General features: G+C 68.2%; 17 protein-coding genes. 9 read left to right on the forward strand and 8 right to left on the reverse strand.

What is annotated here, in order from left to right:
- Positions 1–96: 96 nt before the first annotated feature.
- A complete protein-coding gene (locus ACSHWB_RS12580; protein WP_439662213.1) occupies positions 97–2,514 on the forward strand; it encodes a M48 family metalloprotease in 2,418 nt (805 codons plus the stop codon).
- On the opposite strand, the gene ACSHWB_RS12585 is transcribed toward ACSHWB_RS12580, so the two are convergent.
- Positions 2,507–3,796 carry an adenylosuccinate synthase gene (locus tag ACSHWB_RS12585; protein ID WP_093595627.1) on the reverse strand — a complete coding sequence of 430 codons (1,290 nt, stop codon included), beginning with the start codon at positions 3,794–3,796 and terminating at the stop codon, positions 2,507–2,509. The two genes, ACSHWB_RS12580 and ACSHWB_RS12585, sit on opposite strands and share 8 nt — an antisense overlap.
- A gap of 110 nt (positions 3,797–3,906) precedes the next feature.
- On the opposite strand from ACSHWB_RS12585, the gene ACSHWB_RS12590 reads away from it, so the two are divergent.
- A complete protein-coding gene (locus tag ACSHWB_RS12590; RefSeq protein ID WP_439662214.1) occupies positions 3,907–4,515 on the forward strand; it encodes a hypothetical protein in 609 nt (202 codons plus the stop codon).
- A 105-nt stretch (positions 4,516–4,620) separates the two neighbouring features.
- Positions 4,621–5,250 (forward strand): HNH endonuclease family protein, encoded by a 630-nt coding sequence (locus tag ACSHWB_RS12595; RefSeq protein ID WP_439662215.1) that lies wholly within the window; start codon positions 4,621–4,623, stop codon positions 5,248–5,250.
- A gap of 159 nt (positions 5,251–5,409) precedes the next feature.
- On the opposite strand, the gene ACSHWB_RS12600 is transcribed toward ACSHWB_RS12595, so the two are convergent.
- The 3 genes from ACSHWB_RS12600 to ACSHWB_RS12610 form a co-directional block, all read right to left on the reverse strand.
- Entirely contained in the window at positions 5,410–6,570 is a 1,161-nt protein-coding gene (locus tag ACSHWB_RS12600) for an FUSC family protein (RefSeq protein ID WP_439662216.1), read from the reverse strand.
- 142 nt (positions 6,571–6,712) lie between these two features.
- On the reverse strand, positions 6,713–7,123 hold the full coding sequence (locus tag ACSHWB_RS12605; RefSeq protein WP_439662217.1) for a DUF3151 domain-containing protein: 411 nt from the start codon (positions 7,121–7,123) through the stop codon (positions 6,713–6,715).
- Between the two features lie 32 nt (positions 7,124–7,155).
- Positions 7,156–7,278, reverse strand: a complete 123-nt coding sequence (locus ACSHWB_RS12610; RefSeq protein WP_330271993.1) for a hypothetical protein — start codon at positions 7,276–7,278, stop codon at positions 7,156–7,158.
- 136 nt (positions 7,279–7,414) lie between these two features.
- Here ACSHWB_RS12610 and ACSHWB_RS12615 point away from each other — a divergent pair, with 136 nt between their 5' ends.
- The gene (locus tag ACSHWB_RS12615; RefSeq protein WP_439662218.1) at positions 7,415–8,530 is read left to right on the forward strand and encodes a hypothetical protein; all 1,116 of its coding nucleotides are present in this window, start codon (positions 7,415–7,417) and stop codon (positions 8,528–8,530) included.
- Here ACSHWB_RS12615 and ACSHWB_RS12620 read toward each other — a convergent pair.
- Positions 8,510–8,881, reverse strand: coding sequence for a winged helix-turn-helix transcriptional regulator (locus ACSHWB_RS12620; protein WP_439662219.1), 372 nt, complete (start codon positions 8,879–8,881; stop codon positions 8,510–8,512). The genes ACSHWB_RS12615 and ACSHWB_RS12620 overlap by 21 nt on opposite strands.
- A gap of 84 nt (positions 8,882–8,965) precedes the next feature.
- On the opposite strand from ACSHWB_RS12620, the gene ACSHWB_RS12625 reads away from it, so the two are divergent.
- Positions 8,966–9,799, forward strand: a complete 834-nt coding sequence (locus ACSHWB_RS12625; protein WP_439662220.1) for an SDR family oxidoreductase — start codon at positions 8,966–8,968, stop codon at positions 9,797–9,799.
- Between the two features lie 71 nt (positions 9,800–9,870).
- Here ACSHWB_RS12625 and fbaA read toward each other — a convergent pair whose 3' ends face one another.
- Positions 9,871–10,905, reverse strand: a complete 1,035-nt coding sequence (fbaA, locus tag ACSHWB_RS12630) for a class II fructose-bisphosphate aldolase (protein WP_439662221.1) — start codon at positions 10,903–10,905, stop codon at positions 9,871–9,873.
- Between the two features lie 157 nt (positions 10,906–11,062).
- Here fbaA and ACSHWB_RS12635 point away from each other — a divergent pair, with 157 nt between their 5' ends.
- Complete coding sequence (locus ACSHWB_RS12635) at positions 11,063–11,347, forward strand: DUF427 domain-containing protein (protein ID WP_439662222.1); 285 nt, start codon at positions 11,063–11,065, stop codon at positions 11,345–11,347.
- Here ACSHWB_RS12635 and ACSHWB_RS12640 read toward each other — a convergent pair.
- Positions 11,337–12,110 carry an LLM class F420-dependent oxidoreductase gene (locus ACSHWB_RS12640; RefSeq protein WP_439662223.1) on the reverse strand — a complete coding sequence of 258 codons (774 nt, stop codon included), beginning with the start codon at positions 12,108–12,110 and terminating at the stop codon, positions 11,337–11,339. The genes ACSHWB_RS12635 and ACSHWB_RS12640 overlap by 11 nt on opposite strands.
- Before the next feature lie 38 nt (positions 12,111–12,148).
- On the opposite strand from ACSHWB_RS12640, the gene ACSHWB_RS12645 reads away from it, so the two are divergent.
- Both ACSHWB_RS12645 and ACSHWB_RS12650 read left to right on the forward strand, forming a co-directional pair.
- Positions 12,149–13,075, forward strand: coding sequence for an aldo/keto reductase (locus ACSHWB_RS12645; RefSeq protein ID WP_439662224.1), 927 nt, complete (start codon positions 12,149–12,151; stop codon positions 13,073–13,075).
- A gap of 45 nt (positions 13,076–13,120) precedes the next feature.
- Positions 13,121–13,972, forward strand: a complete 852-nt coding sequence (locus tag ACSHWB_RS12650) for an SDR family oxidoreductase (protein WP_439662225.1) — start codon at positions 13,121–13,123, stop codon at positions 13,970–13,972.
- Here ACSHWB_RS12650 and ACSHWB_RS12655 read toward each other — a convergent pair.
- Positions 13,962–14,243 carry a YciI family protein gene (locus tag ACSHWB_RS12655; RefSeq protein ID WP_439662226.1) on the reverse strand — a complete coding sequence of 94 codons (282 nt, stop codon included), beginning with the start codon at positions 14,241–14,243 and terminating at the stop codon, positions 13,962–13,964. The genes ACSHWB_RS12650 and ACSHWB_RS12655 overlap by 11 nt on opposite strands.
- Before the next feature lie 40 nt (positions 14,244–14,283).
- On the opposite strand from ACSHWB_RS12655, the gene ACSHWB_RS12660 reads away from it, so the two are divergent.
- On the forward strand, positions 14,284–14,847 hold the full coding sequence (locus ACSHWB_RS12660) for a SigE family RNA polymerase sigma factor (RefSeq protein ID WP_093595593.1): 564 nt from the start codon (positions 14,284–14,286) through the stop codon (positions 14,845–14,847).
- Positions 14,848–14,912 lie beyond the last annotated feature (65 nt).

Raw genomic sequence — 14,912 nt, forward strand, 5'->3', positions numbered from 1 at the left:
GTGAAAACGCGTCGTACATCGAGATGTTCCCCGCACGGACATATTTCCTGCCAACGGCTTAGTGACAGCGCGGTCCGCGACGATCAACATGCAGGGATGGATGAGGGGGACAGACCCGGGGTGCCTTCGGGTACCACGCTTCGATTCGCGTCGTTGGTGCTGCTGGCGGTCGCGACCACGCTGCTGATCTTCGGCCAGTTCGCGTCCGCTTGGCCGGCGCCGACCTCGCTCGATCGCGCCCGTTGCCAGGTGCAGTCGGGCCTGTACCTCACCACGACCATGGCGGTGGATCCCGACGAGTCCAAATGGGACGGTTATCGGGCGTGCATGGCCGCCTTCCTCGGCGGCAGGGCGGTGTGGCTCACCGGCGGGCTGGTGCTGCTCTTCTCGGTGGCGCTGCTGATCTACGTGCTGCGCCCGGCATGGGTGCGCTACCGGCGGAACCTGGTTCCCGTTCCCGACGAACTGGCCGAACCGCTCGCCGAACTGGTCGCGGAGGCGGGGCTGGCCAGGGCACCGATCTTCCTGCTGGACCGGGCGAAGGTGCGCGCGGGCGGTGTCGCGTTCGGCACGCACCGACGCAAGTACGTGGCGCTCAACGTCGGCATGATGGCGTTGCGCCGCATCGAGCCCGAGTCGTTTCGCACGATCGTGCTGCACGAACTCGCGCACGTTCGCAAAGACGTCGGGATCACCTATGCGACGCTCGCGATCTGGCGCGCCTACGTCGTCGCGGTGCTGACTCCGTACGTGCTCACACTGTTCCAGCCGCTGTGGGCGGTCACCCCGTTCCGGATGCCCCGAGTCCCGGACAGCTCGTACACCTGGGCGGTGCTGTGGCACCTGATCGCGCTGGTGGGCGTGGCGTTCGCGGCTCGCGTCGCCGTGTTGCGGGCGCGCGAGAAGCAGGCGGACGCGCTGGTCGTGCACTGGACGGGCGATCCCGACCCGTACCGGCTGCTGCCGCACACCGGACGTCTGCGCCGCTGGTTCGGCCACCACCCGGCGCCCGCGCGGCGCCGTGCCGTCATGCGGGACCCGAAGTCGTTGCTGAGGCCGGGTTTCTGGGAGACGCTCGGCAGCGCACTGGCCGTGCAGGTCGCCTGGTGTCACACGGTGGCGGCGCTGCACGAGCTGACCTGGTACCACGAGGGCAACGGGTCGCACCTGATCATGCGGGTCGTCTGGGCGGTGCCGATGGCCGCGCTCATAGGTCTGATCGCCTGGCGCGGTGCGGCTTTCGGGCCGCGTCGTGGCACGTTCGCGGTGCCAGGGCTCGCCGTCGGCCTGGGCATCGTGCTCGGTGACCGGCTGGACGCGCACAACTTCGTCCCGATCAGCCTCCACACCGTTCTCGGTTCGCTCGCCCTGGCCGGCACCGCCACGCTCGTGACGGTCTGGGCGGGACACTGCGCGACTCTCGTGCGAACCCGTTGGCACGGCTGGGTTCTCGGTCCGTCGATCGCCTTCGTCACGTTCACGCTGCTGTCGTGGTTCTCCGAGATCCGCATCGCCGAGGCGGTCTGGCGCAACAACGTCATACCGGTCCTGGACCTGCTCGACGCCTCCGTGACGAAGGCCGTGGTCCTGCCGTTCCTGCTGAACTTCAACCGGGTGCCGACGGTGGTGGCGCTGGCGTTGCTGTGGCTGGTGCCGCTGGTGCTGCGCCGCGAGTTCCCCCGGTTCGCCGCGCTGGCCGGCGTGATCGGCGGTGTGGCGGCCGCCGCCGCGGTGGTGCTGCTCGGCTCGTCCGGAACGCCGCTGGACGCCACGGCCTGGCAGATCATCGCCGTCGTGGCAGTCCAACTGGTCGCGGTGGCGGTGGCGCGGACGGACCGGGTGGGAGCGTTGCTCACGGCGTGGCTGATCGGGCTGGCGGGGACGGCGGCGATCTGGCTGACGCACCTGAACGGGTCCGAGGTCGACAGCGTCCTCGCGACGCGGCCGCACCAGGTCCTGCCGGTCCTGGGAACGCTCGCGGCGTTGATCGCGGGTGGTTACGGCCTCCAGCGCGGCTACGCCCGCTCACGGCCGTTCTGGGCGGCCGGAATCGCGGTCCTGGGTGTCGCGACCGCGGCGTGGTGGCCCCACGCGGCGTCGACGGCGACCTCGTTGCAGGCGGCGCCGCCGACGGAGACGAAGTTCGACACCGACGAGGCCGTGAACACCTGGATCTACGGTGGCGGCTGGGACCGGATGATGGCCGTGGTGCGAGCCCAGGACAAGGTGTTCGCGGGCGTGCGGGCCGCGGACCCGGCCGCGATCGCGGCCGGGTGCGAGGAGCTCGGCCCGGTGCTGCGCGAGCCCTTCCCGCTGCCACCGGACCCGAAGATCGCCACCACGTGGACAGAGGGGTTGCGGGCCATGGAGAACGGCACGCGGTCGTGCCTCGTCGTCTTCCGGGACTCCGGCCCCGACGACGGCTCGATGGCGAGTGAGTTCATCAAGGGCCTCGACCAGCTGGAGGCCACGCAGAACGCGCTGGTCGAGGCCCGGGAGAGAGCTCTCAGCTGAGCACGTCGTGGCGCACGATCGTCTGGTCGCGGCCCGGACCGACGCCGATCGCCGAGACGCGGGCGCCGATGATGCTCTCCAGGTACTCGACGTAGGCCTTGGCGTTCGCCGGCAGCTCGTCGAACGTGCGGCACGAGGAGATGTCCTCGAACCAGCCCGGCAGCTCCTCGTAGACCGGGACGGCGTGGTGCACGTCGGTCTGCGTCATCGGCATCTCGTCGGTGCGGCGGCCGTCCACTTCGTACGCGACGCAGACCGGCACCTTCTCGAGGCCGGACAGCACGTCGAGCTTGGTGAGGAAGTAGTCGGTGATGCCGTTGACCCGCGAGGCGTACCGGGCGATCACGGCGTCGAACCAGCCGGTGCGGCGCGAGCGTCCGGTGGTGACACCGAACTCACCGCCCTGCTTGCGCAGGTACTCGCCCATGTCGTCGTTGAGCTCCGTCGGGAAAGGACCGGAGCCGACGCGGGTCGTGTAGGCCTTGAGGATGCCGATCACGGTGCTGATGCGGGTCGGGCCGACACCGGAACCGACGGTCGCGCCACCCGAGGTCGGGTTCGACGACGTGACGAACGGGTAGGTGCCGTGGTCGACGTCGAGCAGGGTGCCCTGCGAGCCCTCCAGCACGACGATCTCGTCGCGGTCGAGCGCCTGGTTGAGCAGCAGGCGGGTGTCGGCGATGCGGTGCACGAAGTGCTGACCGTGCTCCAGCACCTGGTCGACGACCTGCTCGGGGTCGAGCGCCTTGCGGTTGTAGACCTTGACCAGCACCTGGTTCTTGAAGTCCAGGGCGGCCTCGACCTTCTGCCGGAGGATCTTCTCGTCCAGCAGGTCCTGCACGCGCACGCCGACGCGGGCGAGCTTGTCCTGGTAGGCGGGCCCGATGCCGCGGCCGGTCGTGCCGATCTTCGCCTTGCCCAGGTAGCGCTCGGTCACCTTGTCGATGGCCACGTGGTACGGCATGATCAAGTGCGCGTCCGATGAGATCAGCAGACCGCTGGTGTCGACGCCCTTCTCCTCCAGGCCCGCGAGCTCCGTGAGCAGCACGCCGGGGTCGACCACGACACCGTTGCCGATCACGTTCTTCACGCCGGGCGTGAGGATGCCGGACGGGATGAGGTGCAGGGCGAACTTCTGACCGTCCGGGAGGACGACGGTGTGACCCGCGTTGTTGCCGCCCTGGTAGCGAACGATCCACTGGACACGCTCACCGAGGATGTCGGTGGCCTTGCCCTTGCCCTCATCGCCCCACTGGGCACCGATCAGCACGACGGCCGGCATGTGAAACTCCAAGCACTTGGACTGGTTCGAGCGAATGCCGGTAAGTGAGGGTAGACCAGGAGATGACCGTGCGCGGAATCGTGTTGGCCTGCGGAAACACGCAGTTGCCAATGATCGCTCAACGTGACGACGTCCACGTCGTCCCGGCCCGTCCCGGCAAGGACCACGTCGACCACCATCTGGACGCCGACCGGATCGTCGTGGCCGGCACCGACGCCGACCTCGCCGCGGTCGCGCTCAGGTTGCTGCGCAAGGAAAAGCTCGGCTCGGTGGCACTGGGTTACGTGCCCGTCGCCGATTCGTCCGTTGCCGCACTTTGGGGGCTTTCGACCGACCCGGCACGGGCCCTCGACGTCGCTCTGAACGGTGACGTAGATCCCGTCCCGCTGGTCCGCGACGACGTCGGCGGAGTGCTGATGGGTCTCGGCGTGTTGTCGCCCGTTCGGGGCGTCGGCTACAGCGACGCGGACAACGTGCTGCGCGGCCAGGCCTCCCGGATCGAGTGCACGCCGGACCCGGACGGCGGTCTCGGGCTGCAGATCCGGATCATCAACAAGCGCCTGATCGGCTCCAGGGTCAAGGTGAGCCGCCCGCGCGCGTTCCAGCTCGGCTGCCTGCCCACGACGGCGGTCCTGGACGGCCACAAGCACCCGCGCCCCGTCGACAAGTGGACCTGGTACCGCCACACCGAGGACTTGAGGCTCGTACGAGGCGTCTAGCCGTCCGCCTGTCATTCACTTGAGTGTCACTCGAAGGCATTGCCTAATTTCATAATGTGACTGAGGGTAGGTCCCGATCACTTTCCAACAAGGAAGGTCGGGACGATGTCAAAAGTTAACCGAACCATTGGTGTTTTAGTTGCCACCGCAGCTCTCACCATTGGTTTTGTTTCCCCTGCACTCGCGACACCGCCGAACATCCCCAGTGCCGCCACCGCGAAGTCCGAATTGGCCGGCCTGACGGTCGCCACCGAGGGCTCGATGACGGGCTATTCACGCGATCTGTTCCCGCACTGGATCACCCAGTCGGGAAGCTGCAACACCCGCGAGGCCGTGCTGAAGCGCGACGGCACGAACGTGGTGACGGACTCGTCGTGCGCGGCCACCTCTGGCCGCTGGTTCTCGCCGTACGACGGCGCGACCTGGACCGCGGCCTCCGACGTGGACATCGACCACATCGTGCCGCTGGCGCAGGCCTGGAGGTCAGGAGCGAACGCCTGGACCACGGCGCAGCGCCAGGCGTTCGCCAACGACATGTCCGGACCGCAGCTCATCGCGGTCACGGACAACGTCAACCAGTCCAAGGGCGACCAGGACCCCGGCACGTGGAAGCCGCCGCTGACGTCCTACTACTGCACGTACGCCAAAATGTGGGTACACACCAAGTACCGGTACAGCCTCAAGACCGATTCTGCGGAAAAGGCGGCGTTGACGAGCATGCTGAGCACCTGCTGATGGCTTCACTCTCCGCGCTGTTCGTAGCGGGCCCGGGCGGCGTGATGACCGACGAGGTCGGCGTCGTGACAGGCGACCTGGAACTGTGCACGGAACTCTCCGACGACGGAAAGCTCCGCGCGCTGGTCCGTTATGAAGGCGCGGAAGAGTGGTACGCGATCACGGGTGGTTCGTGCGTCCTGTCCGATCCTCGCGATCACGAACAGGTGCACTCTCTTCTGCTGGGCTTGTTGAACCGGCCGGAGGGCTGAGCGGCGGCAACGCCTCCATCGCCTCACTCCGGCTGAGCCCGGTCGCCTGCAGCAGGTCCACCGCGACACTGCGGATCTGCGCCAGCACGACCTTGGAGGAGAACCCGTCCCCGCCGAGACGCCGCGCGGTGAGCACCCGCGCGGCGTCCCGCACGGCCTCGCGAGTCTTCCTTGGTTCCAGCCCCTTCTCCAGCTCGCCCTTCAAGCAGTCCACGGCGTCCGCGTAGTCCTTGAGCACGTCCGGCACCCCGTCCGGAATGGGCTCGTCGGCCTTCAACGCCGCCATGGCCCGCCGCGCGAGCACCCGAGTGTTCCGAATCGCGTAGTCCACCGGCCCAGCCGCGGTCTGATACCGACTCAGCTCGTCCTTGGACCGCCACCGGATAGGCGCGATCCGCGAGATCTCACGCCCGGTCTGCAACGCGGACTTGTAGTCGTCGATCGTCGTCTGACTGGTCCGCAACTCGGCGAGCACCCCGGCGGCCTTGACCGAGTCCTTCTCCTCCAACGCCCCGGCAAGGTCCCGCAACGCCCCGCCGAGCATGTTGGTCAGCGCCTTCAACTGCCGCTGGGCCACCGTGATCGGGTTCGCCGGAATCAGCGCCGCCACGGCCAGCCCGACGAGCCCACCGGTCAACGCGTCGATCATCCGGTCGAACCCACCACCGGCGCTGGGCGGCAGGAGGGTGGCCACGAGGACAGCGGATGACCCGGCCTGCAACGCGATGACCGACCCGCCGTCCAGCAACACGGCAGCCGACATGGCCAGCGCGACCACGAGCGCGATCTGCCAGGGCCCGCTGCCGATCCAGCTGATCAGCGCGTCGCCGACCCCGACCCCGACCGAGACGCCGACGACCAGTTCGCTGACGCGCCGCAGCCGTTGCCCCAGGGAGACCCCGAGGCAGACGACGGCGGCGATCGGCGCGAAGAACGGGTGCTGATGCCCGATGACGAGGGTCGCCACGAGCCAGGCGAGGCCCGCGGACAGGGCACTTTGGACGATCGGCAACGCGGCCCCGCGCCACCGGCCAAGCCCACGCCCGACCGCATCCTTGACCGCGCCCACCACTCACCCCGCCCGCTGGTACATCACTGCAAGCCGCCAGTCTCGAACCAACGGCCACCAGTCACAACCTGCGGCAAGGGCAAGCAACCTCACACCCGGCCGCACGCGAGGCCGAAGGCGAGCCGTCCTCAGCGCGCGGTGATCAGGCCAGCCCCAGCGCAGCCGGAGCCTCAGGATCAGAGTCGGCGAGAAACTTCGAGCACCGCTCCCACTCCTCGTCCTCCCCGATCTCCCGAGCAGCCAACGCCAACGCGGCCAACGCCCTCAAAAACCCCTGGTTCGGCCGATGCCCCCACGGCACAGGCCCGAACCCCTTCCACCCGGCCCGACGCAACTGGTCGAGCCCCCGGTGGTACCCGGTACGGGCATAGGCATAAGCGGCAACAGGATCCCCGGCGTGCAACGCACGCTCGGCCAGCAACGCCCAAGCCTCGGAAAAGTCCGGATAGGCCCGAACGATCTTCCCCGGATCAGTACCGCCGTCAGCAGCAGCCTGCGCCTCAGAGCGTTCGGGAAGACGAGTCGGCTCGGGCCCGAGAAGATTCTCAACCATGCGGCCCATCGTGCCGCATGCACCGAACCGGGCTAGATGAACATCCTCATGACGGCGGCCACAACGGCCAGCAGCAGCACGGTGACGAGCACCCCGGCGATGATCCGCTGCTTCGTGGTCGCCTTGTACCTATCGTCGTAACTGTCAGAGCTCATGGCCGTGCACCTTGCCGATCCACCCCACCGGACTTCAACTTCGTTCACTCCATCGTGCACACGAATTGGAAACATCAGGGTAAAACCAGGGGCGTTCGACCTAGCTGGACCCCACTGGTCAGCTCATGATGTTCGGATGATTGAGGGGGCAAGGCGGTTCAGGGACCAGTACTGGGAGCGGGGCGCGCCCGGCAGGGAGACACCACCAGCGCTCACGAAGCAGCTCTACCAGCTGTGGCTCGTTGGTCTCCTGCTCAAGTTGATCGGGTCGTCGTGGGACGTCTCGTGGCACTTCAAGTGGTTGCGCGACGACCTGGCGCCGCCGCACCTGATCAACACGGTCGGCACGGTCATCGTGGTCGCGCTGACGTTGTTCCACACGTTCACCGGTTATGGCGGCGACAAGCTGACCATCCGGTTGATGCAGGTCGGCAGCGGGATCTTCCTCATCGCCCTGCCGATCGACATCATCAACCACCGGATCAACGGGCTCGACATCACGAGCTGGAGCGGGTCGCACGCGCTGCTCTACCTGGGTACGGCGGTGATGCTGGCCGGCGCGATCCGCGGGTGGATGAAGTACTACCCCGCGGGCAACGCGCGGACTCTCGGACTGACGGCGCTGTGGTTCTTCTTCCTGGAGAACGTCTGGTTCCCCAACCAGCACCAGGAGTACGGCGTGCGCGCGTTGCAGGCCTGGGACAGCGGCCGGGCCGAGGCCGAACCCATTCTGCTGCAGTTCGCGGCTGACCAGCTGGGTGTGCCGGTCGGACGCGAGGCGGTCGTGCACTTCGCGCTGCCCATCGCGGACTGGGTCTACCCGGTGTGGGGGCTGGTCGCGGCGGCGCTCGTGCTGGTCATCGCGCGGCGCACGATCGACAGGCGCTGGGCGGCCACGGTGGTCGCCACCGGGTACGTCGCCTACCGGTGCCTGATCTGGCCGATGCTCGCCGGGATCGACTTCCCGAAGTCCGCCGTGCCGTTGTTCCTGATCCTCGTCGGGCTCGCGATCGACGCGGCGCACGTGGTCAAGATGCCCACACCGGCCGCGGCCGTGCTCGGGTCGGCTGCTGTCACGACGGTCGGGTACGTCGGCATCTGGTTCCAGCAGGAGTACCTGTGGGGGCCGCCGATCTCGTTCTCGTCGGCGGCGGTCACGGCCGTGCTGCTGGCGGTGTTGTGGACGGCCGGGGACATGCTGATCCACCGGCCGGAGACGCAGCTGATCGCGTCACGCCTCAAGCTGGGCTGACAGCCTGGTGGTGATCCGGCCGAACAGGTCGGCCAGCGGCTCGCCGACGTCCCGCCCGAACTCGGTCAACCCGTAGGTGACCTGGGGCGGGGTCGTCGGCTCGACCCTGCGCCAGATCAGGCCGTCCTCGACGAGCCCGCGCAACGTCTGGGACAGCATCTTCTCGCTGATGCCCTGGATGCCGTCGCGCAGCTCGAAGAACCTCAGGTCGTTGGTCTGCAACGAGATCAGCACCCAGATGCCCCAGCGGCTGGTGACGTGGTCGACCATCTCGCGCGCGGGGCAGTTGGTGTGAAACACGTCATAGCGCCCGTTGTTCTCAGGGCGCGTGAACTGAGCTCCGACCGCCATGTCGGGAGCTTACCCAGAGGTACGTCCTTACGAAATGTAAGCCCGGTTCCTAGCGTCGTGCCCACATCGACGAAGGAGCTGGACATGATCGTGGTAACCGGTGCGACCGGGAACATCGGCAGGCCGCTGACCAGGGCGTTGGCCGAGGCCGGCGAACAGGTGACGGCCGTGTCGCGGCACGCGGCGGAGGTGCCTCCCGGCGTCCGGCACGTGCAAGCCGACCTCGCCCGTCCCGACTCGCTCCCGCTGGCGGGGGCGAAGGCGTTGTTCGTGCTGCTGTCCGGAGATCTGCACGCGGTCGGTGCGGCTCCGGCCGACGTCGTCGGGCACGCGAAGGCGAGCGGTGTGAGGCGGATCGTCCTGCTGTCCACGCAGGGTGTGGCGACGAGGCCGTTCGGGCCGACGCGGATCGCGACGCGCGAACTGGAGGACGTCGTCCGCGACTCCGGGCTGGACTGGTCGATCCTGCGGCCGGGCGGCTTCGCGTCGAACGCCCTGTGGTGGGCCGAGTCCGTCCGCGCACAGAGGTCGGTCGCCGCGCCGTTCGGAGACGTGGGACTGCCGATCCTCGACCCGCTGGACATCGCGGAGGTCGCGGCCGCCTGCCTGACCGACGACCGGCACGACGGCGGCGTCTACGAGCTGACCGGCCCGGAGGTGATCACGCCGCGCGAGCAGACCGCGGCCATCGCGGCGGCACTGGGCGAACCGGTGGCGTTCCACGAGCTCACCCGCGCCGAGGCCAAGGCGCGCCTGGAACACCTCATGCCGGGCGAGCTCGCCGACGACACCCTGGACATCCTCGGCGCACCGACCGAGCACGAGCAGCGCGTCAGCCCGGACGTGGAGAAGGTCCTCGGCCGCGCCCCGCACACGTTCGCCGACTGGGCCGCCCGCCACGTGGCCGCGTTCCGCTGAGCCCCCGAACCGCACGCGGGGACCTTTCGTACTCTCATGCAGTACGAAAGGTCCCCGCGTGCGATCAGAAATCAGCCCGCGATCATGCGGCCCGACGACTTGAGGTGCTCGCACGCCTGCGCGATGCGGGCGCCCATGGCCGTCTCGGCGGCCTTGAGGTAGCTGCGCGGGTCGTAGACCTTCTTGTTGCCGACCTCGCCGTCGACCTTCAGCACACCGTCGTAGTTCGCGAACATGTGCGCGGCGATCGGACGGGTGAACGCGTACTGCGTGTCCGTGTCGATGTTCATCTTGATGACGCCGTACGACACGGCCTCGTGGATCTCCTCCAGCAACGAGCCGGAGCCGCCGTGGAAGACGAGGTCGAACGGCTTGGAGCCGGCCGGGAGGCCCAGCTTCTCCGCGACGACGTCCTGACCCTGCTTGAGGATCTCCGGGCGCAGCTTCACGTTGCCCGGCTTGTAGACGCCGTGCACGTTGCCGAAGGTCGCGGCGAGCAGGTAGCGACCCTTCTCACCGGAGCCGAGGGCCTCGACGGTCTTCAGGTAGTCCTCGGCGGTCGTGTAGAGCTTGTCGTTGATCTCGTTGTCGACGCCGTCCTCCTCGCCACCCACGACGCCGACCTCGATCTCGAGGACGAGCTTCGCCTTGGCCGAGAGGTCGAGCAGCTCGCTCGCGATCTGGAGGTTCTCGTCCAGCGCGACGGCGGAGCCGTCCCACATGTGCGACTGGAAGAGCGGGTTGCCGCCCTTGTCGACGCGCTCCTGGCTGATGGCGATCAGCGGACGCACGTACCCGTCGAGCTTGTCCTTCGGGCAGTGGTCGGTGTGCAGCGCGATGTTCACGGGGTACTTGGCCGCGACGACGTGCGCGTACTCCGCGAGCGCCACGGCGCCGGTCACCATGTCCTTGACCTTGGTGCCCGAGGCGAACTCGGCACCGCCGGTCGAGACCTGGATGATGCCGTCGCTCTCAGCCTCGGCGAAGCCGCGCAGAGCCGCGTTGAGCGTCTCCGACGACGTGACGTTGATGGCGGGGTAGGCGAACTCGTTCGCCTTGGCCCGGTCCAGCATCTCCGCGTAGACCTCGGGAGTTGCGATGGGCATCGGTGGTCCTCCTCAGGCGCCCTGAACGGGTGTCAGTCCGCATCCTACGAGCCGGTGTCACGGGGCCGTAACAGTGGCCGCCCTCACAGAGTGATCGATCAAGTACCAGCTGACCAGCCGGTCTGCACTACTCGCCGGTAGGGGGATAGTGGATGACATGGCAACTGCTCAGTGGAACGGCAAGATCATCGCTTCGAGCGACGACACCGTCGTGGTCGAAGGCAACCACTACTTCCCCTTGGAGTCCGTCGACCCGGCCGTGCTGAAGCCGACGGACCACACCACGCACTGCCCGTGGAAGGGCGACGCGAACTACTACTCGTTGCAGGTAGACGGCGCCGAGAACACCAACGCGGCCTGGTACTACGCCGAGCCGAAGGAAGCGGCGAAGCAGATCAAGGGCCACGTGGCGTTCTGGAAGGGCGTCGAGATCAGCGCTTGAGCCCGAGGGCGCCGGCCAGTTCCGCGTAGTGGCCGTTCAGCGACTGGACGGCCACGTGGTCGGCACCCGCGTCGACGTGCGCGCGCAGCTTCGCGGCCACCTGGTCCGGGCTGCCGTGCGCGACCAACGCGTCCACGAGGCGGTCCGACCCCTTGATGTCCTCCTCGGTGAACCCGTACCGCAGCCAGTTGTTCGTGTAGTTGGTGAGCGAGAAGTAGAACGAGATCTTCTCGCGCGCGATGGCCCGCGCGACCTCCGCGTCCTCCTCGACGACCACGGTCACCTCGGGTGCGAGGAGCTTGTCGCCGAGCACCTTGCGGGCCTCGGCGGTGTGCTCGACCGGCACGAGGTACGGGTGGGCGCCCGCGGTCCGGTCGGCGGCGAGCTTGAGCACCTTCGGGCCGAGTGCGGCGAGCACCAGCCGGTCCTCCGGCACGTCGAGCCGGTCGAGATAGGACACGAGCTTGTCGTAGGGCTTCTCGTAGGCCTGGTCGAGCTGAGGATGCCCGACGCCGACGCCGAGCAGGAACCTGTCGCTCGCGAGTCGGCGGAACTCGGCGGCCACGACCTCCGGTTCGCTCTGCCACACGTTGACGATGCCGGTCGCGATCGTGATCGACTCGGTGGTGTTCAGCGCGTCCTCGACCACGGAGACGTCCGGCGAGCCGCCGATCCAGAACGCCCCGTACCCGAGCGCCTCGACCTCGCCGATCCTCCCGGCCCATTCCTGGTGCGAGCCCCAGACCCCGAACGTTCCCAGCATGCGAACCCCAATCGTCGCGGCGTACTACCTTTCGCAGTATGCCGATCTTGAGCACCTCCGACCTGAACGTGTCCCGTCTCTGCCTGGGCGGCAACGTGTTCGGCTGGACCGCTGACGAGGACCAGTCGTTCGCCGTGCTCGACGCCTACGTCGAGGCCGGCGGGAACTTCGTCGACACCGCCGACGCGTACTCGGCCTGGGCGGAGGGCAACTCCGGCGGCGAGTCGGAGACGATCATCGGCAGGTGGCTGGCCGGGCGCGGCGACCGCGACCGGATCGTGGTGGCCACGAAGGTCGGCATGCTTCCCGGCTTCAACAACCAGAAGCGCGACACCGTGCTGACCGCCGCGGAACGCTCGTTGAAGCGGCTCGGCGTCGACCACATCGACCTCTACTACAACCACCTCGATGACCAGAACACGCCGCTGGAGGAGACCCTCGCGGCGTACGACCAGCTCGTCCGCGACGGCAAGGTCCGGTACATCGCCGCCTCCAACTTCTCCGCCGAACGGCTGGCGAAGGCGCTGGAGATCCAGGAACGCGAGGGCCTCGCGAGGTTCGTGGCGCTGCAGCCCGAGTACAGCCTGGTCAGCCGCGACAAGTTCGAGGGCGACCTGCAGGACACCGTGGCGAAGCTCGGCCTCGCGACGCTGACGTACTCGTCGCTCGCCAAGGGCTTCCTGAGCGGCAAGTACCGGCCGGGCGTCGAGGTCGAGAGCGCACGGGCCGGCGCGGCCTCGAAGTACCTCGACGAGCACGGCCTGCAGGTCCTCGAAGTGCTCGACGAACTGGCCGAGACGCACGAGACCTCGGTCGCGTCGGTGGCCCTCGCGTGGCTCGCCCAGCAGCCGACGGTGGCCGCGCCGATCGCGTCCGCGCGCACGGTGGAGCAGCTCAGCGACCTGGTCGGGGTGCTGACCCTGGAGCTCACACAGGCCGAGGTCGATCGCCTCAGCGCAATTTAACTTGCCAGTAGCTTACCGGGAGTAGGTTGCGTTACCGTGACGAGCATGGACGTCACGGGCAAGGTGGTAGTGATCACCGGCGCGGCCAGGGGCATCGGCGCCGAGGTGGCGAGGCAGCTGGCCGCGCGCGGGGCACGTCTCGCGCTCGTAGGGCTGGAGAAGGCCCAGCTCGAAGAGGTCGCGCGGGAGACCGGCGGTAAGGCGTGGGAAGCCGATGTCACCGACTGGGACGTGCTCGACCGCGTGATGAACGAGGTCGCCGCCCACTTCGGCGGCATCGACGTCGTGGTGGCGAACGCGGGCATCGCGGCCACCGGGTTCATCCGCTCGATGGACCCGAAGGCGTTCGAACGGGTCATCGAGGTCAACCTGCTCGGTGTGTGGCGCACGGTCCGCACGGCGCTGCCGCACCTGATCAAGAGCCGCGGCTACTGCCTGGTCGTCTCGTCGCTCGCCGCGATCGTCCACATCCCCGGCAACGCGGCCTACTCGGCAGCGAAGGCGGGCTGCGAGGCGTTCGCGGACAGCCTGCGCGCCGAGGTCAGGCACCTGGGCGTCGACGTCGGCACCGCGTACTTCTCGTGGATCTCCACGGACATGGTCAACAGCGCCGACGAGCACCCGGTGTTCGGCAAGCTGCGCCAGGGCATGCCCGGACTGGCGAGCAAGAAGTACCCCGTGCGCAACGTCGGCAGGGCCGTCGTCAAGGGCATCGAGAAGCGCGCGAAGGCGGTCCACGTCCCCGGCTGGGTCGGCGCTCTGAAGTACTTCCGCGCGTTCACGCCGATGGTCGTGGACCGCCAGGCGGTCGCCGAGGTGGCGGACGCCGACCGCCAGATGGCACAGCAGGACACATCGGGGCTGGTCGGGCCGGGCGGGCAGGCAGCTAGTCGTTGAGCCAAAGACCGAGCAGCACGTTCCACTCGCGGATGTGCCACTCGGCGACGTTCGCGGGCGTGTAGGGGTCGGCGGCGATGATCTCCTTCAGCGAGGCCTCGTCCGCCGCCTCGTAGATGATCAACGCGCCGGTGTCGTCCGCGTACGGACCTGAGGCGAGGACCACGCCCTTCTCGACGAGAGAGGTGATGTACTCGCGGTGTTCGGGGCGTACCGAGAGACGCTTCTCACGGTCGGGACCGAACACCAATTCGACTGCAAAGCGGGCCATGCGACCACCGTAGCGACGGTGACCGGTACCGTCCTACCTTGTGGTTGGCGAAGAAACTCCGCGCACCGTGCAGGACACCCTGACCAACCTGCGAATCAAGGACGGCGTCGCAGGACCTCCCACAGGGCCCCTCACGCTCGAAGACCTGTACAAGCAGCACCGCATGCGCCTCGTGAGGCTCGCGCTGCTGCTCGTGGACGAGCCGTCCACGGCCGAGGACGTGGTTCAGGAGGCGTTCGCCGGCCTGCACCGCAACTGGAAGGGCCTGCGCGACGCACAGGCCGCCGTCGGCTATCTCCGCACGGCCGTCGTCAACGGCTCCCGCAGCGTGCTGCGGCGGCGCAAGACGGCCCGCGACTACATCCCGCCGCACGTGGCGAACGCACGTTCGGCCGAGTCGCTGGCGATGCTGACCGCGGAGCACCAGGCCGTGGTCAAGGCGTTGCAGCAGCTGCCGCCGCGCCAGCGCGAGGTGCTCGTGCTGCGCTACTACGGCGACCTGTCCGAGGCGGAGATCGCCGAGGCCACGGGCATCTCGAAGGGCACCGTGAAGTCGACGGCGTCCCGTGCGCTGGACGCCCTCCAGAAGATCATGGCCGGGTAGTCGGAACAGTAAGCAAACTTCACCGTCTCCCCAGCTGAGCCCGTTTCGTCCGGTGCGGGCGGTTT

This window comes from Lentzea sp. HUAS TT2 (assembly GCF_051853195.1).
Taxonomy (GTDB): Bacteria; Actinomycetota; Actinomycetes; order Mycobacteriales; family Pseudonocardiaceae; genus Lentzea.

Coding starts and splice junctions, on each gene's coding strand:
- fbaA (WP_439662221.1), bottom strand. CDS start 10,905: ATGCCCATCGCAACTCCCGAGGTCTACGCGGAGATGCTGGACCGGGCC.
- ACSHWB_RS12640 (WP_439662223.1), bottom strand. CDS start 12,110: ATGCTGGGAACGTTCGGGGTCTGGGGCTCGCACCAGGAATGGGCCGGG.
- ACSHWB_RS12620 (WP_439662219.1), bottom strand. CDS start 8,881: ATGGCGGTCGGAGCTCAGTTCACGCGCCCTGAGAACAACGGGCGCTAT.
- ACSHWB_RS12590 (WP_439662214.1), top strand. CDS start 3,907: ATGATCGCTCAACGTGACGACGTCCACGTCGTCCCGGCCCGTCCCGGC.
- ACSHWB_RS12635 (WP_439662222.1), top strand. CDS start 11,063: ATGGCAACTGCTCAGTGGAACGGCAAGATCATCGCTTCGAGCGACGAC.
- ACSHWB_RS12585 (WP_093595627.1), bottom strand. CDS start 3,796: ATGCCGGCCGTCGTGCTGATCGGTGCCCAGTGGGGCGATGAGGGCAAG.
- ACSHWB_RS12595 (WP_439662215.1), top strand. CDS start 4,621: ATGTCAAAAGTTAACCGAACCATTGGTGTTTTAGTTGCCACCGCAGCT.
- ACSHWB_RS12625 (WP_439662220.1), top strand. CDS start 8,966: ATGATCGTGGTAACCGGTGCGACCGGGAACATCGGCAGGCCGCTGACC.
- ACSHWB_RS12580 (WP_439662213.1), top strand. CDS start 97: ATGGATGAGGGGGACAGACCCGGGGTGCCTTCGGGTACCACGCTTCGA.
- ACSHWB_RS12605 (WP_439662217.1), bottom strand. CDS start 7,123: ATGGTTGAGAATCTTCTCGGGCCCGAGCCGACTCGTCTTCCCGAACGC.
- ACSHWB_RS12610 (WP_330271993.1), bottom strand. CDS start 7,278: ATGAGCTCTGACAGTTACGACGATAGGTACAAGGCGACCACGAAGCAG.
- ACSHWB_RS12615 (WP_439662218.1), top strand. CDS start 7,415: ATGATTGAGGGGGCAAGGCGGTTCAGGGACCAGTACTGGGAGCGGGGC.
- ACSHWB_RS12655 (WP_439662226.1), bottom strand. CDS start 14,243: ATGGCCCGCTTTGCAGTCGAATTGGTGTTCGGTCCCGACCGTGAGAAG.
- ACSHWB_RS12650 (WP_439662225.1), top strand. CDS start 13,121: ATGGACGTCACGGGCAAGGTGGTAGTGATCACCGGCGCGGCCAGGGGC.
- ACSHWB_RS12645 (WP_439662224.1), top strand. CDS start 12,149: ATGCCGATCTTGAGCACCTCCGACCTGAACGTGTCCCGTCTCTGCCTG.